The sequence below is a fragment of the Bacillus sp. PK3-037 genome, from assembly GCF_054161355.1.
Map to the genome: position 1 here is coordinate 394,770 of NZ_CP096408.1, position 22,540 is coordinate 417,309.

Annotated in this window: 19 protein-coding genes, 7 pseudogenes and 1 other annotated feature (1 of these 27 running past the window's edge); of the genes and pseudogenes, 17 read left to right on the forward strand and 9 right to left on the reverse strand. The window is 42.0% G+C overall.

Translation table 11 applies throughout. From position 1 onward, the window contains the following. Positions 1-203 (forward strand) — a binding site (T-box leader) (it extends 22 nt beyond the left edge of the window). A 52-nt stretch (positions 204-255) separates the two neighbouring features. Continuing rightward, a complete protein-coding gene (gene thrS / locus M1D69_RS02055; protein WP_458104721.1) occupies positions 256-2,172 on the forward strand; it encodes a threonine--tRNA ligase in 1,917 nt (638 codons plus the stop codon). A gap of 118 nt (positions 2,173-2,290) precedes the next feature. Further along, entirely contained in the window at positions 2,291-2,710 is a 420-nt protein-coding gene (locus tag M1D69_RS02060; RefSeq protein WP_060399745.1) for a MarR family transcriptional regulator, read from the forward strand. A 42-nt stretch (positions 2,711-2,752) separates the two neighbouring features. Here M1D69_RS02060 and M1D69_RS02065 read toward each other — a convergent pair whose 3' ends face one another. Continuing rightward, positions 2,753-2,941, reverse strand: coding sequence for a 2-hydroxymuconate tautomerase (locus M1D69_RS02065; RefSeq protein ID WP_003222038.1), 189 nt, complete (start codon positions 2,939-2,941; stop codon positions 2,753-2,755). 107 nt (positions 2,942-3,048) lie between these two features. On the opposite strand from M1D69_RS02065, the gene M1D69_RS02070 reads away from it, so the two are divergent. The 3 genes from M1D69_RS02070 to M1D69_RS02080 all read left to right on the forward strand — a co-directional run bounded on the left by M1D69_RS02070 (position 3,049) and on the right by M1D69_RS02080 (position 4,624). Continuing rightward, entirely contained in the window at positions 3,049-3,708 is a 660-nt protein-coding gene (locus M1D69_RS02070; RefSeq protein ID WP_458104720.1) for a site-2 protease family protein, read from the forward strand. A gap of 12 nt (positions 3,709-3,720) precedes the next feature. Next, positions 3,721-4,239, forward strand: coding sequence for a YwhD family protein (locus tag M1D69_RS02075; RefSeq protein WP_069486774.1), 519 nt, complete (start codon positions 3,721-3,723; stop codon positions 4,237-4,239). Between the two features lie 139 nt (positions 4,240-4,378). Then, entirely contained in the window at positions 4,379-4,624 is a 246-nt protein-coding gene (locus tag M1D69_RS02080; protein ID WP_458104719.1) for a hypothetical protein, read from the forward strand. Here the strand turns inward: M1D69_RS02080 and M1D69_RS02085 are convergent. Then, positions 4,554-4,760 (reverse strand): annotated as a pseudogene (locus M1D69_RS02085) (serine hydrolase). The gene M1D69_RS02080 and the pseudogene M1D69_RS02085 sit on opposite strands and share 71 nt — an antisense overlap. A 220-nt stretch (positions 4,761-4,980) precedes the next feature. After that, positions 4,981-5,199: a hypothetical protein gene (locus M1D69_RS02090; protein ID WP_458104718.1), complete on the reverse strand. Its 219-nt coding sequence runs from the start codon at positions 5,197-5,199 to the stop codon at positions 4,981-4,983. 246 nt (positions 5,200-5,445) lie between these two features. On the opposite strand from M1D69_RS02090, the gene bla reads away from it, so the two are divergent. Next, positions 5,446-6,375, forward strand: a complete 930-nt coding sequence (gene bla / locus M1D69_RS02095) for a class A beta-lactamase (protein WP_458104717.1) — start codon at positions 5,446-5,448, stop codon at positions 6,373-6,375. A gap of 161 nt (positions 6,376-6,536) precedes the next feature. Here the strand turns inward: bla and M1D69_RS02100 are convergent. Continuing rightward, positions 6,537-6,731 (reverse strand): annotated as a pseudogene (locus M1D69_RS02100) (serine hydrolase); the annotation flags it as partial. Between the two features lie 216 nt (positions 6,732-6,947). On the opposite strand from M1D69_RS02100, the gene M1D69_RS02105 reads away from it, so the two are divergent. Both M1D69_RS02105 and M1D69_RS02110 read left to right on the forward strand, forming a co-directional pair. Further along, positions 6,948-7,538: a sensor domain-containing protein gene (locus M1D69_RS02105; RefSeq protein WP_095432274.1), complete on the forward strand. Its 591-nt coding sequence runs from the start codon at positions 6,948-6,950 to the stop codon at positions 7,536-7,538. Positions 7,539-7,542: 4 nt separating this feature from the next. Beyond that, positions 7,543-9,333 (forward strand): response regulator, encoded by a 1,791-nt coding sequence (locus M1D69_RS02110; protein WP_458104716.1) that lies wholly within the window; start codon positions 7,543-7,545, stop codon positions 9,331-9,333. A gap of 178 nt (positions 9,334-9,511) precedes the next feature. Here the strand turns inward: M1D69_RS02110 and M1D69_RS02115 are convergent. Continuing rightward, positions 9,512-10,163: pseudogene (locus M1D69_RS02115) on the reverse strand (serine hydrolase domain-containing protein); the annotation flags it as partial. Between the two features lie 365 nt (positions 10,164-10,528). Here M1D69_RS02115 and M1D69_RS02120 point away from each other — a divergent pair. After that, complete coding sequence (locus tag M1D69_RS02120; RefSeq protein ID WP_458104715.1) at positions 10,529-12,559, forward strand: serine hydrolase; 2,031 nt, start codon at positions 10,529-10,531, stop codon at positions 12,557-12,559. Positions 12,560-12,783: 224 nt separating this feature from the next. On the opposite strand, the pseudogene M1D69_RS02125 reads toward M1D69_RS02120, so the two are convergent. Then, positions 12,784-13,062, reverse strand: a pseudogene (locus M1D69_RS02125) (DDE-type integrase/transposase/recombinase); the annotation flags it as partial. A gap of 69 nt (positions 13,063-13,131) precedes the next feature. On the opposite strand from M1D69_RS02125, the pseudogene M1D69_RS02130 reads away from it, so the two are divergent. The 3 genes and pseudogenes from M1D69_RS02130 (at position 13,132) to M1D69_RS02140 (ending at position 14,982) form a co-directional block, all read left to right on the forward strand. Then, positions 13,132-14,079: pseudogene (locus M1D69_RS02130) on the forward strand (condensation domain-containing protein). After that, on the forward strand, positions 14,076-14,564 hold the full coding sequence (locus M1D69_RS02135) for an AMP-binding protein (protein ID WP_458110421.1): 489 nt from the start codon (positions 14,076-14,078) through the stop codon (positions 14,562-14,564). The pseudogene M1D69_RS02130 and the gene M1D69_RS02135 overlap by 4 nt, the downstream one beginning before the upstream one ends. Then, complete coding sequence (locus tag M1D69_RS02140; protein ID WP_458110422.1) at positions 14,509-14,982, forward strand: AMP-binding protein; 474 nt, start codon at positions 14,509-14,511, stop codon at positions 14,980-14,982. The genes M1D69_RS02135 and M1D69_RS02140 overlap by 56 nt, the downstream gene beginning before the upstream one ends. Before the next feature lie 27 nt (positions 14,983-15,009). Here the strand turns inward: M1D69_RS02140 and M1D69_RS02145 are convergent, their stop codons facing one another. Further along, positions 15,010-17,088 carry a transglycosylase domain-containing protein gene (locus tag M1D69_RS02145; protein WP_458104714.1) on the reverse strand — a complete coding sequence of 693 codons (2,079 nt, stop codon included), beginning with the start codon at positions 17,086-17,088 and terminating at the stop codon, positions 15,010-15,012. 200 nt (positions 17,089-17,288) lie between these two features. On the opposite strand from M1D69_RS02145, the gene speE reads away from it, so the two are divergent. Continuing rightward, entirely contained in the window at positions 17,289-18,119 is an 831-nt protein-coding gene (gene speE, locus M1D69_RS02150) for a spermidine synthase (RefSeq protein WP_059335162.1), read from the forward strand. Between the two features lie 60 nt (positions 18,120-18,179). Next, positions 18,180-19,052, forward strand: coding sequence for an agmatinase (speB, locus tag M1D69_RS02155; RefSeq protein WP_458104713.1), 873 nt, complete (start codon positions 18,180-18,182; stop codon positions 19,050-19,052). Positions 19,053-19,158: 106 nt separating this feature from the next. Here the strand turns inward: speB and M1D69_RS02160 are convergent, their stop codons facing one another. Together M1D69_RS02160 and M1D69_RS02165 are read right to left on the reverse strand one after the other, a co-directional pair. Further along, positions 19,159-19,278 (reverse strand): PhrC/PhrF family phosphatase-inhibitory pheromone, encoded by a 120-nt coding sequence (locus M1D69_RS02160; RefSeq protein ID WP_024123223.1) that lies wholly within the window; start codon positions 19,276-19,278, stop codon positions 19,159-19,161. Further along, positions 19,262-20,407, reverse strand: a complete 1,146-nt coding sequence (locus M1D69_RS02165; RefSeq protein ID WP_458104712.1) for a response regulator aspartate phosphatase — start codon at positions 20,405-20,407, stop codon at positions 19,262-19,264. The genes M1D69_RS02160 and M1D69_RS02165 overlap by 17 nt, the downstream gene beginning before the upstream one ends. Before the next feature lie 229 nt (positions 20,408-20,636). On the opposite strand from M1D69_RS02165, the gene M1D69_RS02170 reads away from it, so the two are divergent. From M1D69_RS02170 to M1D69_RS02180, 3 genes and pseudogenes are all read left to right on the forward strand, one after another. Beyond that, complete coding sequence (locus tag M1D69_RS02170; protein ID WP_458104710.1) at positions 20,637-21,995, forward strand: YncE family protein; 1,359 nt, start codon at positions 20,637-20,639, stop codon at positions 21,993-21,995. A gap of 30 nt (positions 21,996-22,025) precedes the next feature. After that, positions 22,026-22,187 (forward strand): annotated as a pseudogene (locus tag M1D69_RS02175) (YncE family protein); the annotation flags it as partial. Continuing rightward, positions 22,188-22,535, forward strand: a pseudogene (locus M1D69_RS02180) (YncE family protein); the annotation flags it as partial. Positions 22,536-22,540 lie beyond the last annotated feature (5 nt).

The following is a 22,540-nucleotide window of genomic DNA, read 5'->3' on the forward strand; positions in this document are numbered from 1 at the left end:
GAATGATATTTACGGTTTTCAGAGAGGGAAGGAAAGGTGCGAGCTTCCCAGCTTAGGAATATCATTTACCGCCTTGGAGCAGCATTGGGGAACAATCAGTATCCAATGCCGTTTATGCTGCGTTACAGCACCGAGCCGATGAACATGAAAGTTCGTTGGGAACTTGGGTGGAACCACGGGTTAATCACACACTCGTCCCTTACAGAGGGACGGGTGTGTTTTTTTATATACCACAATGAATAAGGAGTGTTTGAAATGAGTAAACATGTAAGTATTCAGCTTCCGGACGGACAGGTAAAGGAATATCCGAAAGGCACTACAGTCAAAGAGGCGGCTGCGTCCATCAGCTCCAGTTTGGAAAAGAAAGCAGCAGCGGGACAGGTTAATGGCCGGCTCGTTGATGTCAGCTTCAAGCTGGAGGAAGATGCTGAGCTTTCAATTATCACACTGGATTCTCCAGAAGGCTTGCAGGTGCTTCGCCATACATCAGCGCATGTGCTGGCTCAGGCAGTGAAACGGCTGTACGGCGAAGCGTCCTTGGGAATAGGGCCTGTCATTGAAGACGGATTTTATTATGATATGAAGCTTGATCGGAGTCTGACTTCCGGAGATTTAGAGGCCATCGAAAAAGAGATGAAGCATATTATAAACGAAAATATGGATATCAAGCGAATAGAGGTTTCTTACGAGGAGGCTGAAGCGCTTTTTGCAGAAAAAGGCGAGCCGTTTAAGCTGGAAATTTTGAAAGACATTCCGCGCGGGGAAAGCATGACGCTGTATCAGCAGGGAGAATTTGTTGACCTGTGCCGCGGGTCGCATCTTCCTTCAACAGGAATGATCAAGGCGTTCAAATTAACACGGGTGTCGGGTGCTTATTGGCGAGGAGACAGCCAAAATGAAGTCCTTCAGCGGGTGTACGGTGTTTCGTTTCAAAAGAAAAAAGATTTGGATGCGCACCTGCATATGCTGGAAGAAGCAGCGAAACGGGATCACCGCAAGCTGGGAAAACAATTAGAGCTGTTTATGTTCTCGGAAGAAGCCCCGGGAATGCCGTTTTATTTGCCAAAAGGGCAGATTGTCCGCAATGAGCTGGAACGCTTTTCGCGTGAGCTGCAAACAAATGCCGGCTACGCTGAAGTCCGTACGCCGTTTATGATGAATCAGCGGTTATGGGAGCAGTCGGGGCACTGGGACCATTATCGCGACAATATGTATTTTTCGGAAGTAGATCATACTGCATTTGCAATGAAGCCGATGAATTGTCCCGGCCATATGCTCATCTTTAAAAACAGCCTGTATTCTTACCGGGATCTGCCGATTCGTATGGCGGAGTTCGGCCAGGTGCACCGCCATGAATACAGCGGTGCTCTGAACGGAATGCTCCGCGTCCAGACGTTCTGCCAGGATGACGCGCATATCTTTGTTCGGGAGGATCAAATCGAGAGTGAAATCAAAGAAGCCATTCGGCTGATTGACGAGGTATACCGCACATTCGGTTTCGAGTATACGGTTGAGCTTTCCACTCGTCCGGAGGATTCATCAGGTGAAGACAGCGTGTGGGAAATGTCTGAAAACGCCTTGAAACACGTCCTTGAGGATCTGGATCTTCCTTATGAAGTAAACGCAGGGGATGGAGCGTTTTACGGAGCGAAAATCGATTTTCATATTAAAGACGCTCTGAAGCGGAGCCACCAATGCGCCACAATCCAGCTTGATTTTCAAATGCCGGAAAAATTTGATTTAACATATATTAATGAGCACAATGAAAAGGTTCGTCCCGTCGTCATTCACAGAGCGGTATTCGGCTCAATTGACCGTTTCTTCGGCATTCTGATCGAGCATTTTGGCGGAGCTTTTCCAGTCTGGCTTGCGCCGGTGCAGGTCCAAATTATACCGGTTTCTCACGTTCATATGGACTACTGCGAAAAGGTGCAGTCTGAGCTAAAGCGGCTCGGGATAAGAGTCAATATTGATGAACGCAATGAAAAGCTTGGCTACAAAATCAGAGAATCACAAATGCAGAAAATCCCGTACATGCTGGTGCTAGGGGATCAGGAAGTGAATGAAAAGGCCGTAAACGTCCGTCAATTCGGACATCAGAAGAGTGAACAAGTTCCTTTTCAGGTATTTAAAGAGAATATTGTCAAACAGGTGAAAAATCGAAGCATGTAGGAGAAAAGTTGCGAATTCGCTGTTTGCTTTTTTGACTTTCCCTATCTGGTATCAGTAAAATAATAAGTAATCATATCGTTCGTATGTTATGAATGCATCTCGAAATGGGGAAATCTACATGGATCATGACAAACTGGAAGCAAATTTGCTGGATCACGCACTTACAAAATATTTGAAAAGCACGAAGCAATTAGATGAAGCCACCGTTCCGAAACACGTAAATAATGTAAGAGGATTTATTCTGCGGATCATATACAGGCATGGGAGCTGCACCATAAAGGATATTCTGAAGGAGGTCACACTGTCTCCCTCTGCTACGACCACTGCTCTTAATCATTTAGAGCAGGAGGGATTCATTGAGAGATCCAGAAATAACAATGACCGCCGCACTGTATGGATTACGCTTTCTGAATCGGGCAGGGCGGCGGCTGAGCAAATGATCGAAAACCGTCAGGGACTGATTGACGGCATGTTTGAGCGTTTGACAGCCGAAGAGAAAAAGGCGTTATTAGCGATTATTGCGAAGCTGACCCAATAGGGATGGAAAAAGCCGGCTTGCGAAGCGCCGGCTTTATAGAGATTATTCCATATCGCTGAGGCGTTTGCCTGCGACCGCGTAATGGTCTTTTCTCATTTCTTCTATAAAGACAACAATTTTTTCTTCAGAAGCACCGGTGGTTTCCTTTACGGCTTCTGTTACTTTCTCGACAAGATTGCGTTTTTGCTCGTCTGTACGGCCTTCAAGCATTTTGACGGTTACGTATGGCATAGGTGTGAATCCTCCTTTATATCGTTTCCTCTCTTTAGGAAAAGAGGCTTCTTATAGTATACTGAATAAAGTAAATTCTTGCATTTTTAGAAAGAGGGATATCTCACTTGGACCGTTTTTTATATTATCCGTTATCGTTAATGCCATACCTCGTCATCACGTTAATTGTTTCGTTTACAATGCATGAACTCGCTCACGCCTATGTCGCATACAAATTTGGTGACAATACGGCGAAAAAAGAAGGAAGACTGACGCTTAATCCTATCAAACACCTTGATCCGTTCGGAACCATTTTGATCCTGGTGGCCGGCTTTGGATGGGCTCGCCCTGTTCCCGTCAATCGCCGTTTCTTTAAGAAACCTCGTCTGGCCGGCGTACTCGTATCCATTGCCGGGCCAATCAGTAACCTGATTCTTGCGTTTATCGGTTTCTCTTTGTTAGTGTTGATGCATGCTTACGGAATGGAACTGCTTACGGCATTCAGTACAGGACTGGACCAGTTCTTTTCAATCTGGATACAGCTGAACCTCGTTCTGTTTTTATTTAATCTGCTGCCGCTGCCGCCGCTCGACGGCTATCGTATTATTGAAGATCTCGTCCCGCCGGGGGCGCGTGCCAAGATGACGCAAGCGGAAAGCTACGGCTTTATCGTCTTTTTGGTACTGTTTGTGACACCGCTCGGATCTTACGTGCTTTGGCCATTGCTCAACGCCGGAAGGGATTCGATTTTACATTTGTTTTCAGCGATATTTCAACCGCTTTTGTAGGAGGTAGAACTCATGGAAGAAAAAAAGAAAAAATCAATCGGGTTTAATATTATCAAAAGTGATCCGACAGACGGACACGGCGGCTTCGGTGCAGGGGCACTCAGCCTGGATAATATTTCTCCTGTATTCGTCGATGTAGAGGAAAAAGAAGCGTTCGTTGACATCGGCGCGATGCACGCCCGCAGCGTCGTTGAAAAAGGCATTAAATTTCTGCCTAATAAAGAAGATGTTCCAAACGGCAAACCATACTGGCTTGTGTGGGTGACGATTGACAGAAGAGAAGAGGGCCCTTATTACGCAGGGGTAACAGCCTGTGAACTGACGGTCGACAGAAGCATCAGAAGAGGCTACAAATCGCTCCCGGAGCATGTGAATCTGATGGATAAATCGATGAAACGGAACATTATCATTGATAAGATGGATGACAGCTCGAAGCAAGTGCTTGGCGAATTTCTGAAAAACCATGACCAAGGCCTGTGGGAACGCTCTTCTGATGAATTGAAAAAAGGCCTGCTTCAAGAAGAAAATTAATTTGTGAACTTTATGTGAACTCTTAGAATATTTGAACTATTTTTCGTAAACATTGAGTAAACTGGTGATACAGAAACTAGGACATGGAAAATCCCGAGCCGAACCAAGACTCGGGGTTTTTCATTTTTTAGGGGTTATCATGTACGAAACCATTCGAGTGGGTGACTGGGTGATGAAAGCTGACGTGGAAGAAACGAGAAAGCAGTATGATAAAGATACAGGGGATATGTGTGAATGCGGTAACTGTCTTAACTACTATGAGGCAGTGAATGAACTGCCGGTTCAAAAGGATCAAGTATTAGAGAGTCTAGGTCTCATTCCGTCATATCCAAATCTGTATAGGATGCAATCCCGCTTGTATGATTCAATAACTGCCGAATGGTAATTTTGTAACCGTCATACCCATTACCCTGTATGATCCCCGGTAACCATTTTTCAACCGATCATCAAGGTTTAATTCCTTTCTCCTCAGCCAACTGCAGTATAACGGACGCTGTGAACGTCTTCGTGATGCTTCCAATACGAAACGAAAAGTTCGGTTCTGCTGCGCGCGATACCTCGTAACTCGCTGTCCCTTAGCATAAGACCAGCGTTTACCGTTCTTTAATCCGCCTGCTATGACACTTGGGATTTTTTTATTGGTTACTACTTGATCGATTACGTATTTGGCTTCTCCTCGATGGTTCCTTTTCTTTTCTTTATCGATAACTTTCTTTTTGGTTTTCCCTGCAAACTCTGAGACTAAATATTCTTGATATGTTTTTCTGCTCCTAGTACATTGATGTTTATCGAAATGACATGTTGACCATCTTCCGTTCCACCTGCAAAGTTAGTAAATCCGGGAATACCACCACCATGCCCCCATACTTCGGTACCGTCCGGCAATTTTGTTGCATGTATGCTAAGCCCATACTTTCCTAACGGGGAATCAGCTGTACTAGTCATCATTTCCTTTTGCATGCCTATTTCTGTATCTGATGAATTACAACTATTTGCTCAAAAAATTCAAAGCTTCTTGTATGTAACATAAAACCCTTCTCTATGTCGGTTCTATTTTATCTTAAGGTTAAATTATTTTTTTAAAAGTTATGGAACAATATTGTTATTTAGAGTGTCTATTAAGTGTAATTTTAAAAACAGATGTTCAAATTCAATACAATTGTATCTAATTTAACATCTGTTTTAAGTATTAAAAGTCTGAAGGGAATGATTATTTTGAAAAGTACAAGGATGCTAAAAATAGGGGTGTGTGTTGGCATACTAAGTTTAAGCCTTGCAAGCGTAAAATTCTTTATAGGTCAACCATTGCAAGTTAAAGCAAAAGAAAAAACAGAGCAAACCAATCATACAAACCATGCGACTCATCGAGAGTTCGCTCAACTTGAGAAAAAGTTTGACGCTCGACTAGGTGTCTATGCTATCGACACTGGTACAAACCAGACAGTAACTTATCGACCTAATGAACGGTTTGCTTACGCATCTACCTACAAAGCTTTGGCGGCAGGAGCTGTATTACAGCAAAACTCAATTGACAAATTAAACGAGGTCATTACCTATACCAAAAATGACTTAGTTACGTATTCACCAGTCACAGAGAAACATGTGGACACTGGGATGACCCTTGGGGAAATTTGCGAGGCTGCTATTCGTTATAGTGATAACACTGCGGGGAACCTTTTATTCAAGAAACTAGACGGACCTAAAGGCTTTGAAGAAGCGCTTAGACAGATTGGTGATAAAGTTACCGTGGCTGATCGTTTTGAGACGGATTTGAACGAAGCTATTCCGGGAGACATTCGTGATACAAGTACAGCAAAAACACTTGCTACCGATCTTAAGGCTTTCACAGTCGGAAATGCGCTCCCAGCTGACAAACGTAAAATTCTTACAGATTGGATGCGTGGAAATGCTACAGGAGACAAACTCATCCGAGCTGGCGTACCAAAAGACTGGGAAGTCGGTGATAAATCTGGAGCCGGAAGCTACGGAACACGAAATGATATCGCCATCATTTGGCCACCGAATAGATCACCTATTATCATCGCAATTTTGTCCAGCCGAGATAAGAAAGATGCTACCTATGATAATGAACTGATTGCGCAGGCTGCCAAGGTTACAATTAATGCTCTCAAGTGATAATATCTCAGTTTCCTCATTCCTTTATCCAATGTTATCTAGAGGATAAAACTAGAAACCGATTCTTTTAGTGTAAAGAGAATCGGTTTTTTGCATGCTTATCATTTCCATTATAAAAATAATAATCCACTATATTAGACGGAAGAAATCTGTTTTATATTTGGATCGCCGATGGGACCATAAGGTGTAGACAGTCTTTTGAGAGGATCAGACGTAAAGCTCATACTTGTAGATTCATATCTAATGGTTTAAAAATATTCTTTTCCATATATTTCGAGAAATTTCTCTACTGTTAACCCTGTGAGCGCAAATGAGACGTTGTCATACGTATAAGCTTCTCCTGATGGCCGTACCACGTATGAACAGAGTGTAGCAAGCGCGGCGAGTCATAGCCGATAGTGAACTTTTGTCATTTTTATAAAGGGTAACAAAAATTGAGTGGGCTGCGGCTGTCTAGGTAGTTATGTCATACAAACCATGACACTTTGACACTACCGTATGTGACAGAAAAATACTTAGAATTAAAAAGTAGCTTTTACCGCATTGAAAATGAATGAGGAGGAGAGATTTTAATGACGAAAGCATCAGCTCAAAAAACTTTGCAAGATTTCTATTTCTTGTTATTTACCTTTGCATCCGGATTCTTTTACTTTTGTTTCTATCTGGTCAGCATTACATTTGCATTAGTAATGACGGTTATCTTTTTTGGTATTCCCTTGTTAGCTTGGGTGCTACAAACAACTCACACGTTTGTTCAGTATGAACGCATTCAGACAAAGGTTTATACGGATATATCGATAGAGTTATTCGAATCAAGGAGAAGAAAGGAGGGAGATAAATGGATTAAAGCGAGCGATACAATCTTTAATAATAGCAACTGGAGGGCTATTTTTTGGCTGATGCAGAAGTTCTTTATCGGAATAATGAGTCTTATATGCGCTATTTTACTGTATGTAACGCCGCTAGTATTTATCGTTACGCCCTTACTTTTTCGATATTTTAATATATACTTGTTGGGGATTTCTGTGAATTCGTGGACGGAAGCTTTTTTTGTCATGATTGTTGGATGTATTCTCATCTGGATACGTATATGTATTGGAAACTGTTTAGTTCGAATAATTGGAATGTATACACGTACTATGTTTAAAGCTATAAAGGAGTGATAATTTGTTTAAGACTTTGAAAATATGGTTCTGGTATGATTGGGCCTTACTTTGTATACGTTTTATTATTTGGCTATCGTTGATATCAGTGACTATCCAAGAACAAGATTATTTGACTGTACCACTTTGGATCATTATTCTTTGGGAAGTCGTTTCATTTTCAGTACCTTGGATTTTTTTAATGTTCAGTTATCGCTATTATTTGTTTACTGAAATAATATTATTTGGCGGAGTGTGTTTCTATTTAACTTTATTATTTCCGTCAGCGTATCTTGCTTTTTTAATGCCAACTTTTATGATTGCGGCAAATAGTGCTCATAAATCTTACCGCTGGTCAGGTCCTATCACAATTATTTTGTTCCCGTTGCTCATTGGAATTTTTTCCAATGTAACAGATTTATGGGTAATTATTCTGCAAATCAGTTTAGCTTTTGCTATGGGCTCTTTCTTTCGTTTACTGGCTACTAATTACCGTCAAAGTGAAACTATTCGGAACCAGAAACATGTATTGGAACAATACATATCTCAAGTTGAGCGGATTACTTTACTAGAGGAACGTGACAGGCTCTCAAAGGATTTACATGATACGATGGGGCATTCCTATACCTCAATTATTATGGGGATGGAAACATTACGTACGGAATTAAAAACTAAGGAAGGGGAGCAACAGCTCGATTCATTATTACAATTGGCCCGTAACAGTATGGAAGAAGTAAGACTGTATTTACATCAATTGGATTTTTCACAAGAATCGCTTCCCTTAGCTGTCACATTACAACAATTGACAGAGGAATTTAAGAAACATGCAAAAGTAAATGTACGTACTCGAATAATAGGGGAAGAGTATATGGCCTCCAAACAATCAAAAATGACACTATATCGGAGCTTGCAGGAATCACTAACAAATGCTGTTCGCCATGGGCATTCCACAGAGATCATTGTGTCACTTCACTTTGAACCACAACAGATAAGATTGGATGTACAAGATAATGGATGTGGGGTAGAAGAGTGGAAGGATGGCTTTGGATTAACTGCAATGAAAGAGCGTGTAAGTCAGTCACAAGGAAGAGTCATTGTTTATTCCAAAAAGGGGGAAGGGACGCTAATTTCATGTGTTTTACCGAAACAAGTACAACTGTCTAATGAACAAATCCGCCTGTGTATTGTCGATGATCATTCTTTCATCCGAGAAAGTCTTCATACAATTTTGGAGGGACAGGAGGATTTACAAGTAGTGGGAATGGCTGAAGATGGAGAACGGGCTTTGGAATTGTGTGAGAGACTAAAACCAGATGTAGTATTAATGGATTTAGAGATGCCAAATCTGGATGGGATTCATGCGACTAAAATGATTAAGGGAAAATGGCCGGACATTCGTGTACTCATTTTGTCAACCTTTCAGAATACAGAAAGGGCAAAAGAAATCATACGAAATGGCGCGGATGGATATTTATTGAAATCCATAGATTCGCGTGAACTGGCTGAATCAATTCGTCTGGTCTATCGAGGAGGCACGATGATTAATCATGACTTGTTCCATAGAATATGGGAAGAAAATGAAGAAACAGGATCATTTGAATCAAAATCAGATGGAAAAGAGTATGGATTAACGAAACGAGAATTAGAGATTTTGGAACTATTATCACAAGGAAGCCGTTATAAAACAATAGCTTCGAAACTTTACTTGTCAAACGGAACGGTAAGAAATTACGCCTCCAAACTCTATGAGAAGCTAGGAGTTAAAAATCGAGAAGAAGCCGTACAAAAGGCAAAAGATACAGGATTACTTTCTTGACACTCTCACTTGAACTAGTTAGCTGTCAATGGGGAACTTACAGATCATGCAGGGCAACACTACCCATTACCATATTTGAAACTACAATGAAGAATAAAGAGTTGAAAAGTTGTTTAAACCACATCCACTTAACTTAAGAAATTGCTTTACCTCCAAATGTAAAAAACGCTATCCTTTCCTATGATTCTAGAGAAAGAATAACGTTTTTTTTCATGTTACCGATTTGCCTACTTGATAAATTCAGCAAGTAAATATTTTTAAAAGGATCAAGACTATTATCTTTAAGGCTGATTGACGGCCAATGTATGCTTGCCTCCAAGTGTGCCTCAGCAAGTGTAGAAAACCTAGAATGCCACCTGTGTGTCCCCATATCGATATACCGTTTGGAAACTTAGTTACATAGATTCCAAGTCCATATCATCCATTCCTTCTATTCCTGTAGGAACTGTAGTAAGCATTTGTTTTAGTTGCTGTTCCTTCAGTAAATTGCCACTAAGTAAGAGAAAAATTTGTTTAAATCGTCAGCAGTAGAAATCATATCTCCATCCGAGCTACCTGGTTAGAATAAGTAACGTCTTTTAGCTCATTTTCTCCGTCGTATCTTTCATATCCACGGCATGCTTGGTGCCTGGAATAACCGTTGAATTGCCAGGTAGGAATGTATTCGACAATTCCAGCGGTTCAATAATCCGATTTTCAACCTCTTCCACATAGCTGTTTCCAGTTACTTTTTCAGTAAGGGCGTATCTTGTGTTTGAGTAGGACCAGCCCTTTCCTGGGGCAAAGTCTGGGGGCAGAGAAATCCCCATCTTTACTAATTCTTCAGCTGTTTCTTGAAACACTCTTGTTACTGGTTTGTTTTTACATAAATAGGTGATACCTGTTTCTCCTTTCACGCTTCTTTATATTTTTATCATGCACAATGAAAATCTCCCCTCCTCATTTATTGTTAATACTTTAAAAACTGCTCCTTGATTCTAAGTGTTTTTCTGTCACATACGGTAGTGTCAAAATGTCATGATTTTTATGACATAACTATCAATACAGCCTTATCCACTCAATTTTTGTTGTCCTTATGACAAAAGTTCACTATCGACTATGACTTACCCCTTGCTACACTCTGTTCATATGCTAACCAGCCGCTAACTCGTTGCGTTAACAAAAAAATCCCAATCAAATAAAGGAGCGTATAAAAATGAAACAAGCAATTAACAAACTGGGGATCGTTGCAATTCTTCTTTCTTCTTCAACTATGATTTCTGCTTGTTCCCAACAATCATTAGAAGCAGGAAAATCAAAACCATCGGCTTCCACGACTAATATCCAAATTGCGAAAGGACCTAATAATAAAAAAGAAATAGAATCTTTTGCTGATCCGTTATTTGAAGAAAAAATGAAGAAGTACAATGTGAACGGTTCTAGTTTTGTCGTCGTTCACGATGGAAAGGTCGTGGTCAATAAAGGGTATGGATATGCTGATAAAGAAAAGAAAATCCCCGTTACTAAGGACACGGTTTTTCAAATCGCTTCAGTTTCAAAAACTTTTACTGCTTTGGCTGTGATGCAGCAAGTTGATAAAGGAAAGCTTAAACTAGATCAAGATGTACAAAAATACCTTGGTGGATTAAAAATACCTAATCAAACAGGGAAACCTCTTACCCTGTTTGATATGCTCACTTATACTAGCGGGGTAGATTTTCCCGATCTCACAAATATAACCGGACCTGAATATATTAATAATAATATACCAATGAAAGAATTTTTCTCTAAACATATGCCAACAGTGATACGGCCACCAGGAGAAGCTTATACGTATGACAACGTCTCATTTGCGCTCGCCGGGTTAGCAGTAGAGAATGTTACTAGCACCTCTTTCTCAAAATATATGGAAAAGAATATTTTTAAACCATTAAATATGAAATCTACAAGTATGAGCTTTACACCTGATCTTCTCGAAAGAATGGCTACACATTATGGTCCCACTGGCGATCCGATTCCAACAAGTGGGAGCGGTTTAAGGGATACGCCACAAGGAGGCATTTTATCTACTGCGGAAGACATGTCAAAATACATGATTATGCAACTACAGAAAGGAAAGTTTAAAGACAAAGAAATTGTAAGTGAAAAAAGCATAGATATGATGCATGCCTATCAAATTTTTGATGATAAGACGATTCCTGTTGCAACAATTGGGTTTGAAACGCCTTTTAATGAATTTGCTAACGGTCAACACGTTGTAATAAAAGGGGGAAGCATGCCTGGACATCAATCATTGCTGATTTTAGTGCCTGAACAAAAAACAGCATTCTTCATGTCTTACAATAATGATTCAATGATGAGTGTAGACATATATGAAACTCTCATGGATCACTATTTCCCTGCTAAGAAGAATGAAGGAAAAACAAGTTATCTCCCGTTAGAGGAAAAAGAAGCTCATAAATACTTGGGCTTATTCCAAAATACGCGTTTCGCTGCAATTCGCACTCATTTCACTTATGAAAATGGGAATTTGGTCATGGAGGGTGGAACACCTGGAAAACAAGTTCTCAAAATGATTCATCCGTTATTATTTGAAGATTCGGAAGGTAACAAAGTTGCCTTCAAAAAGAATTCAGCTGGAGAAATCGCATATTTTCACTACAACTCTCCTAAAAGCCTTGATTTTGTAGCAGATGCCCAGAGAATTAACAACAAACCACCTTTTGATGACGTTCCACAAAAGAGTAACTATAGAAGTCACATTGATAATCTTCATGCTCTAAATATTATGGGTGCTAAAACAGGTAATCTATTCAATCCGATGGACATCATGACACAAGGAGAGTTTGCGGATACGTTGTTACTTGCTTATGGATGGAACGGTTTTCCAGACGACTCCAAGGAGGCAAGGGAAAAAGTTATGAAAGGAATTCCAGGGTATGACCATGCTACTCCGATTACCCGACAGGTCGCAGCAACCATGATTCAAAACTTAAAGCAAATTCATGACATGAAACCGATTCAACCTGACAAAGCTATTAAAGTTAAATTACTTGATGCTGCGGATGACTGGGCAATTCAATCGATTCAGGCACTTGCCTCCCAAGGAATTCTAGACCCTGATACTTCCATCAATGCTGACGGATCCTTTATGTTCCGTCCGAAAGATCTGTTACTGCGTCAAGAAGCAAGTGCCTTGCTGGATTTAGCTTTTGGCTATTATGCATTGCCTATTAAACGACAGTAGATATTTATCCTTATTTGAATAATGGAAAAATTGCATTCTAGTATCTTATCAGCATCAAGCTAAAATAAAACAAGAAATTTAACTTTATAAGAGCTTTATGGAAACGGAAACGATTCTAAAGATAATGCGATACATCTTAAGTTATTGCATTTAAAGAAGGGGTTCTGGTGCAAATACTTAGGAAAGATATAAAGGGGCAAAAAGTTTCCTAGTGGAATCTAGTCTTAAGCAGGAATTCCAAATAGTTGATGGATGAAATTCACTTGAGTTTGGACAGACTTATCCAGTAAAACAAGTTGCCTTTTTTACCATATGAATAGCTTCTATTCCAGAAATAATGTTGTAGCTGTGCGAAAGGATTTCAATCCTAACATCGAGCGAACTCGCTTTTTAATAAACCGATGATCTGGTTCCACTATGTTATTGAGATATTTCACTTGCCTTAGTTGGATGCCTAATGGCATCTTTTTTTCTTTTCTCAATTCTTCAACTGCTATAGGATAACGTATTTCCTACGGGAAAAACTCAAGGAGTTAAGACAGCAAGAAGGATCCACCTTATTTATGACCTTGATGGCGGCGTATCAAAGCTTCCTTGCTCGTTATACGGGACAAGACGACATCTTGGTTGGAAGCCCGATTGCGAGCCGGAATGTTAGAGAGATTGAAGGAGTAATTGGTTTCTTTGTAAATACGTTGGTTTATCGAGCTGATCTCAGTGGAAATCCGACGTTCCAAGGACTTCTGTCGCAGATACGAAAAACAGCACTAAAAGCATACGAATGTCAGGACATTCCGTTTGAAAAAGTGGTAGAAGCCGTAAAACCTGAACGGAATACCAGTCATTCACCGATTTTCCAAACCATGTTTACCTTACAGAATACAAAACAAGAGTTACCTCAGCTATCTGCAGGAGATGATGGAAAGTCATACTTCGGTTGCCAAATTTGATTTGAGTTTGTTTGCATCGGAGACGGAAGAAGGGTTATTGCTAACTTTTGAATATAATACCGATTTGTTTAATGCTGCAACCATTGAGCGAATGGCAGGCCATTTTGAATATTGGTTATATGAAATTGTATCTAATCCAAAAGATTCTCTATCAAAACTGAATATGCTACCGAAAGCAGAATATAAGCGGTTACTAGATGAATGGAATGACACAGGTGTCGTGGACCTACGTGAAAGCACGATTCATACATTGTTTGAGGAACAAGTGGAGAAAACGCCAGAAGCGATCGCGGTAGTGTGCGAAGATGAGAAGCTAACGTATCGAAAACTGAACGAACGTTCCAATCAGTTGGCCCATTATCTTCAGAAGAGGGTGTGGGATGCGAATCATTGGTTGGGATCAGCGTTACACGTTCATCCGAGATGATTGTTGGTCTCCTAGGAATCATGAAAGCAGGAGGAGCGTATGTTCCGATTGATCCTGCGTATCCGGAGAGTCGACTACGGTATATTTTAGCGGATGCTCATATCGAAGTACTGGTGACACAGGAAAAGTTGCAGCCAAAATGACGTTACCTGAATCCATTGACATGATTTGTATCGATCGTGATCGAGCAGCGATCGAACAGGAAGTAACGACGGCATGTACGAGTGAAGTGACAAACGATAACTTAGCTTATATTATCTATACCTCAGGATCCACTGGCAATCCCAAGGGTGTGATGATTGAGCATCGGAGTACGTTGACGATGATTCATTGGGCACATCAAACCTATTCCCGACAGGAATTAACGGGAGTGCTGGCTTCAACTTCACTTTCCTTTGATCTATCGGTTTTTGAAGTGTTTGTTCCTTTGACGATGGGTGGTAAGGTGATTGTCGCTGAAAGTGCCCTTCATCTGGACAAGTTGTCTACGAAGGATGTGACTTTGGTCAATACTTGTACCATCAGCAGCGAAGGAACTGGTTCGAGCAAAGACGATCCCTTCTTCGGTAAAGGTGATGAATTTGGCTGGAGAACCGTTGCCGGAGTCACTGGTCCAGCACTTGTATGAGAGAAGTCCGATTGAAAAGGTGTATAACCTATACGGTCCATCCGAAGATACTACTTATTCCACGTATATGAAGCTAGAAAAGGGTGTCATGCACAAGGTACCACCGATTGGTAGGCCTATCTCTAACACAGAAGTATATGTACTCAGTGCAAACCAGCAAATGGTACCCAAATGCACAGATATAAATTACCATGGGATAAAAGATCATTTGCACTTTTATATAGCCAGTTATTTTATAGTAGGCCGTATTGTAGAAGGAAAACAAGAATTGAACCCGGAAAGGATTGATTTGTCGTGGTATATTTCATTTTCAGAGCCTCGGCACCAAATTTACATTCCTAAGGGTTTCCCAAAACCAATTATTCAGCTCGATTGTGTTACGCTTCTTCCGTGGGTAATTGACGAACCATACGAATAACCCGGCCTCCGAGGAGCCGGGTTATTTTTAATGATTCCGCCCCAGCCATTTGTCCCACCACTTTTTTGGGGAAGCGGGCTTCTCATTGACTGGATAACGGTCTTTTGTTTGTTTTCCGGGTTCTTCTGCCCCGTAGCACACATTCGATGGCTCTGTGCCTTTCACAAAATACGTGTAATGCTTGGCTGCGCATCCGGGGCCGGAGGAGTAGCCTGTTTCTGGATCAATGTACACGCCGGTCACGCCTTTTGGCGGTTTAAAAGCTGTTTCTGGTTCTCCTTTGAGCGCATCCTCCATAAACTCCGCCCAAATGGTTTTGGCATAGTTTTTTTCTGCGACTGAGTCGATGGTGCTGTTTTTGTCATAGCCCGTCCATACACCCGCAGCCAACTTCGGGTTGAAACCGATCATCCAGCTGTCTGCGCTTGTTGTGCCTGATTTTCCCGCATAGGTTCTAGTCAGGCGGTCCGCGATTGTCCGTCCTGTCACGGATGTATAGCCGTTTAAATCTGTATCAAACATGCCTGTCATCATATTAGCGGTCACAAAGGCAGCTTTTTCATCCAGCACTTGTTTATGCTGATTCGGGCTTTCGTACAGTACATGTCCGGCCGCATCAGTCACTCTCGTGATAAAGGTCGGTTCGATTTTCTTCCCGCCATTTGCCAGCATGGCGTAAGCGTTGACCATCTCAATCGGGCGTACGGGTTCAGTGCCGAGCGCAAGGGAAGGCAATGCTTGAAGCTTTGCAGTAATTCCGAATTCCTTTGATGCCTGTACGAGCTTGTTCATGCCGAGAAAGAGATGTGTTTTCACCGCGTATATGTTGTCGGAAAGCGCCAGCGCCTGCAGAAGCGTAATCGGCTTGTTGGCGTAGTAACCGTTATAGTTGCTTGGAGAATAGGTTTCTCCTTTTGCGTCGATTTGAAACTCGGTTTCTTCGCTTTTCATCAGTGTCACTGGCGTAAACCCGCTCTGGATCGCTTTATAATACAGTAACGGTTTGATTGTCGAAGCGGGCTGGCGTTTCGCCTGTGTCGTCCGGTCAAACGGGCTTTTTTGATAATCCCTGCCGCCGACAAGAGCGAGAACGTTTCCTGTGCGTGGATCAATGGCTGAAAATCCGACTTGAATGTCAGAACCGGCGTTAACCGTTTCGGTAATGGTTTCCTCGGCAATGCGCTGAAGCCGTTTATTCACGGTTGTATACACATTTAACCCGCTTGTTTCAATTTGCTCCCGCGTCATGCCGAGTTTTTTTTCCAGATCTCTCATCGCATTATCATAGAAATAAGGCGCTTTTCTGCTGATGGCGTGCTTATTCAACGGCTGATAGGAAAGGGGCTCTTTGATCAGCTCGTCCGCTTTTTTGCGGCTGATCATCCGCTGTTTTTCCATCATCCGCACAATTGTTTTTTGGCGATCCTTGGCCTTTGTTTCATTGACATAAGGCGAATAGCCGGAAGGGCCTTTCGGAATACCGGCCAAAAGCGCCGCTTCCGCATCTGTCAGGTTTTTGGCATGCTTGCCGAAATAGAGGCGGGATGCGGCTTCGATGCCATAGGCGCCGTGGCCGTAGTATATCGTATTTAAATAGCCTTCTAATATCTCGTCCTTAGAATAGTTTTGTTCCAGACGAATTGTATAGAATGCCTCATTCCATTTGCGTTTCCACGTTTTGTCGTGTTCAAGATACAGGTTTCTCGCATATTGCTGGGTGATGGTGCTTGCGCCCTGCACCTTGGCCAGCGCTTTTAAGTCGGCCAGCGCCGCACCGGCCATGCGTTTATAATCAAAGCCATGGTGATCATAGAAGTTCTGGTCTTCAATCGCCACCGTCGCTTTTACAATCGTCGGATTCATGTCTTTTAAGGGGACCCAATAGCGTTTTTCGCCATAGTTCGTCTCCCCGAGTTTTGAGCCGTCGCTCGCAAACAAAATCGTGGATTGCGGCACTTGAACCGAGGGAGCGCCCTGGTATTTGGCTATCAAAATGACAGTCATAAACACAGCAGCTGCCGCTAAGCACGCGAAAGCCCCAAGAAAGATAAAGGCGCGAACGGTTTTGAGCGTCAGTCTCAGCCGTTTATTTGTCATTGCATCCACAATGGTTCCCCCTTTTTTTATGTTTCTACTATTATGAGAAAAAAAGATTGTTTTTAAACATCGTGTGACAGGACGCATCTTTACTTTTTCCCCGCCATCCTCTATACTTTTTCCTTAGGTGAAAATGAGATTTCAACCGAGAATAAAAGCAGAAAAGACGCTTACAATAAATGAATACAGCCTTGAAAGGGAGATGACAATTGAGCGAACTTTGGTACACAGAGAAGCAGACGAAAAACTTTGGCATTACATTGAAGGTTAATAAAACATTACATACAGAACAAACGGAGTTTCAGCATTTAGAAATGGTTGAAACAGAAGAGTTCGGCAACATGCTGTTTTTGGACGGCATGGTGATGACATCTGAAAAAGATGAATTCGTTTATCACGAAATGGTGGCGCATGTGCCATTGTTTACGCACCCGAATCCGGAGCATGTGCTTGTAGTCGGCGGCGGTGACGGCGGCGTCATCAGAGAAATTCTGAAGCACCCGAGCGTGAAAAAAGCGACACTTGTTGATATTGACGGCAAGGTCATCGAATACTCTAAAAAGTTTCTTCCTTCTATCGCGGGAAAACTTGACGATCCGCGTGTTGACGTGCAGGTGGATGACGGATTTATGCACATTGCGAAATCTGAAAATCAATACGACGTCATTATGGTAGATTCAACTGAACCAGTCGGGCCTGCGGTAAACCTGTTTACAAAAGGGTTCTATGCCGGAATCGCGAAGGCGCTGAAAGAAGACGGCATTTTTGTCGCTCAGACGGACAACCCATGGTTCACACCGGAATTAATTACAAATGTACAGCGTGACGTAAAGGAAATCTTCCCGATTACGAAGCTGTATACGGCGAACATTCCGACATACCCAAGCGGTTTGTGGACATTTACAATCGGTTCGAAAACATATGATCCGCTTGCAGTGGAAGACAGCCGTTTCTTTGATATTGACACGAAATATTACACAAAAGATATTCATAAAGCGGCGTTTGTTCTGCCGAAATTTGTGAGTGACCTGATTAAATAATGAATGTATGGCGCAGGAGCGAATCTTGCGCTTTTTTAAAGGAAAGCGAGGGTTTTATAGATGAGATTTGATGAAGCTTATTCAGGAAAAGTATTTATCGCGAGCCGTCCAGAGTGGGAAGAGGCGGACGCCATCCTTTACGGCATGCCGATGGACTGGACAGTCAGCTATCGCCCGGGCTCACGCTTTGGTCCAAGCAGAATCCGTGAGGTGTCAATCGGCCTTGAGGAATACAGCCCATATTTAGACCGCGATCTGGCTGACTTGAACTTCTTTGACGCCGGCGACATTCCGCTGCCGTTCGGAAATCCGCAGCGAAGCCTGGATATGATTGAAGAGTACGTGGACAGCATTTTAGAAAAAGGAAAATTCCCGATGGGTATGGGCGGGGAGCATCTCGTGTCATGGCCTGTCATGAAAGCGATGTACAAGAAATTTCCTGACCTGGCGATTATTCATTTTGACGCACATACGGATCTTCGCGTCGACTATGAGGGAGAACCGCTTTCTCACTCAACGCCGATCCGTAAAGCGGCGGAATTAATCGGCCCGGAAAATGTGTATTCATTCGGAATCCGTTCCGGTATGAAAGAAGAGTTTGAATGGGCAAAGGAAAACGGCATGCACATCTCTAAGTTTGAAGTGCTTGAGCCGCTGAAAGAGGTTCTTCCGAAGCTAGCGGGCCGTCCGGTATATGTCACAATCGACATTGACGTATTAGACCCTGCACACGCACCGGGTACAGGAACGGTTGACGCCGGCGGCATCACGTCTAAAGAACTGCTTGCATCCGTGCATGAAATCGCGCGCTCAGAAGTAAACGTAAAGGGCGCTGATTTAGTAGAAGTAGCTCCGATTTACGACCACTCAGAGCAAACGGCAAACACAGCCAGCAAAATCATTCGTGAAATGCTGCTTGGGTTTGTGAAATAAGAGAAACATCCAGACTCTTGTCTGGATGTTTTTTGTTCCCATGCTTTGCAAACATCTTATTCAAGGTGGAAAGAGGGGACGAAAAAAACCGCCGATAAAGGCGGTCTTAGATCATAGCGCGTTGTGCAACATCAAAATGTTCTGTAGATGAATTTGATACTTCTACTGTGACAAATACAGCACTCACAGCTAAACAAGCGAGTAATAATTTATACTTCCATTTCATATAAATTCACCCCCCCTTGAATGTGCTGTCTTGCTTCTTCAACCTTTAAAAAATAAGTAGATGCTTTTTTGTAATTTTCCTGCTGATGATAATACTTAGCAACATCGAGTGCAAAGTCTTCAATATCAGCATACATCATTTTACTTTCAAGGAAAACAAAACATTTTTCTATTGCTTCTTCATCAGGTCCAGATAAGTATAAAGATTCCAAAAATTCAAACTCCGTTAAGTACACGGTGTCTCCGGCATCTATTGAATATTCTCTTCCTTTTTTATGATATTCACAAGCGTTATCAATCTTGCCTAATTTAAAATAAATTTGTGTAATTAGGAAAAAAGCTTGTGGCAGTGAAGGAAGCATTTTCGATTCTTCAAATACATGAATAGATTTTTTTACATACTCTATCGCTGATTCAAGACTGTGTTGGTTTTGCTTGCAAAGTGCAATATTATAAAGCGTTCTTCCCATTAGCTGCGGCTGCTGTGCCGCCTCAGCGAGTGTATAAGCTTTTTGGAAATGGGCAATTGCTTTATCATACTGTTTCAGATCCAAAAAGTTAGCTCCAAACAGGGATTGGCATTGAATCATTCTGATATCATATGTAGTTTGTTCATTGTATATTTCAAAGGCTTGACGTGCATAGTCCATGGACACATAAGTTTGCTTCATATAGTAATAAACTTCTGACATTTTGAAAAAGAACTCAGCTTTATCAATTTTATCTGTCACAAAAGTCAGTTTGCTCTCTGCTTTTTTAAAAAATTGAATGGCTAATATATATTCCCGGCGATCCAGTTCGTACATACCTCTGAAGAAATTAAAGTAGTATTCAAGCAGTCCGGTTAAACGAGCCTGTTTTTTATCAATCTCAAGCAGCAAATCGGACAGTCGCGGCTGTTCCTCTATCCGCATGTTTTCCAACGGTTCAAGATACTCAAGCATCAGATTGTGCCGGAATTCCATCAGTGAATAATACAAATGAAGATCCTGGTCTTCTTCCATTTGATCCAGCTCTTGTTTGATTTCTCTTCGTAAATATTCCGCATCCGGTATGCTGAATCGGCGTATGTACATATACCATTCATTAATCTTTTCTCCAACGGAAGAAGAAGATATGACACTTGTCACGTTTGAAAATCCCTCCCTTCATCATTCTATATATGTCATATTTTATCATTTTTCATTCAGGTCATAAGCGCAAAAAAACCGCAATTTTTTCTTTCGTTACACCGCATGATGACCGGAATTTCTTCAAAAACAGCTTTTGCCCCCGGCTGTTTGTACAAGCAAACACATTCACCTTCCATATTCTGTTGTATCTGCGTGAGCAGTGTATGTCTGAAAAGGGAGTGATGAAATGAGGAAAAACAAGCTTTCCTTTAAAGAAAATGCAGGAGCCGCACAAGATTGTTTATGTTTTTGTGAGGAAGAAACCAGCCGTGAAGCCATGTTTCAAGCGCCGATAGAAGTGCCCGAGGGATTTGTTGTTGATCCGGCTGAAGCTGTTGCAAACGTTGCGTGGAATGCAGACAGCCTTTCTTGTGTCAGTGAACGTTGCTTAATTGAGACGGGGCCTGAGCCTGATGAAATCGGTGTTCAATTTGCAGTCCGCCTGCAGGGAACCGTCACGCTTCTTGTCAGTGTCTCACCTGTGCGAAACCAATATGGACAAGGGGAAGGGGCTATTTCTGTCATTCACAATGTGGAGATCGATCAAGTTGTCTATTATTCTGATGAACCGGATGATTGCCCGGATGTCAGTGACATTACGATCGAGAACCTTGTTGTCGTTCCGCCGTTTTACGGCAGTCCTTTATCGGTGACGGGAACGATTGTGCTTGTACCCGCGCCGGAGCCCGAACCCGTTTATGCGTTCACAGCGAATCCAGATGATCAGTCGGTTTCTGTAATTGATACCAACACTCATACTGTTGTGACGACGATTTCTCTTCCATACCAACCTACAAGGATAGAAAAGGCGCCAGATAACACCTCTGTGTTTGTTTTGCATTATTATGATCGTGTCATTTCTGTCATCAATCAAGACACATTGAGTGTTACAGCTTCTATTTTGCTGGATCAGCCGCCGGAATCCATATCTTTTATACCTGGACACGAATTTTTTTATGTTGTCGCCGGTGGTGCCATAGATGTGATAGGAATTGAAACCTTAACTGTTGAAAGGTCTATTCCTTTTGAAGGCTTTGATGTTGCAATTGATCCAAATGGATTGTTCGCGTATCTGCTTGGTTTCGGTTCAGTGCAAAGATTGGACTTAAACACAGGTGAAGTGACAGGAATCATTGAGCGGGATCTTATCGTAAATGCCCTAGAAACGGGTTGGCCGGAACGTTACCTTTATGTATTAGAACAAGAATTCTTTTTCAATTATTTGACGGTGATTGATTTAAATACATTTACGATCAGCAGCACCCAAGAGCTGGAGTATGAAGGTGAATATGCAATGTTCAAGAGCGGATCAGGGGTGTATTTGTTTGATGATTTCACTCACAATCTATATTCCGTCAGTCCAAGTGGTGCAGGCGTAATAGGAAATCTTCCGCAATTGGCAAGAGACCTTGCGTTTACCCCGAATGGCGAATTTCTGTATGCAACAAATTTTATAGAGCAAAGCATCACTGTTTACAACACGGATGATTATTCTGTGAAAACTGTCATATCGCTTGGCGTTTCACCGAGTGACATTACGATTTAACCAACTATGCATTTCTAAAAGGGATGTGAAATCAGAAAAAAGAATGATTTTTCTGTTTTACAGGAAAATTGTTTCTGCTTTTGTGATGAAGATGCCAGCCGTGAAGCGCTATTTCAAGTGTCCATTGAAGTGCCGGAGGGGTTTGTCGTTGATCCTGCGGAGGCAGTCGCTGCGGTAACATTGAGTATAGACGTGATGAATGGTGAACTGTGCCGAAGGGTGTAACAGAGATCAGTTTGTCACCCTTGAGCAGGGGAGGTGGCTTTGACCGTCTATTTGAAACTTTGAGGACAATTGTATTTTCCTGGATAGTACTAGGGCTTATTTCCAGAGTCTTATAGTGAACCGTTTCTCATTAACAATGTATATGTCGTTCATACTGCCGCACAAAGGATCATCGCAAACGTGTCTCTTCCTATGACCTTACAGTAACATCCGACAAAGCCCGGCGACAATGCAGTGACCGTGTACCGCAAGAGTGATGATTCAGCCGTGACGGTCATTCCGGTTGGCGCCGGTCCGTCCGCGATTGCGATGTAGCTTAT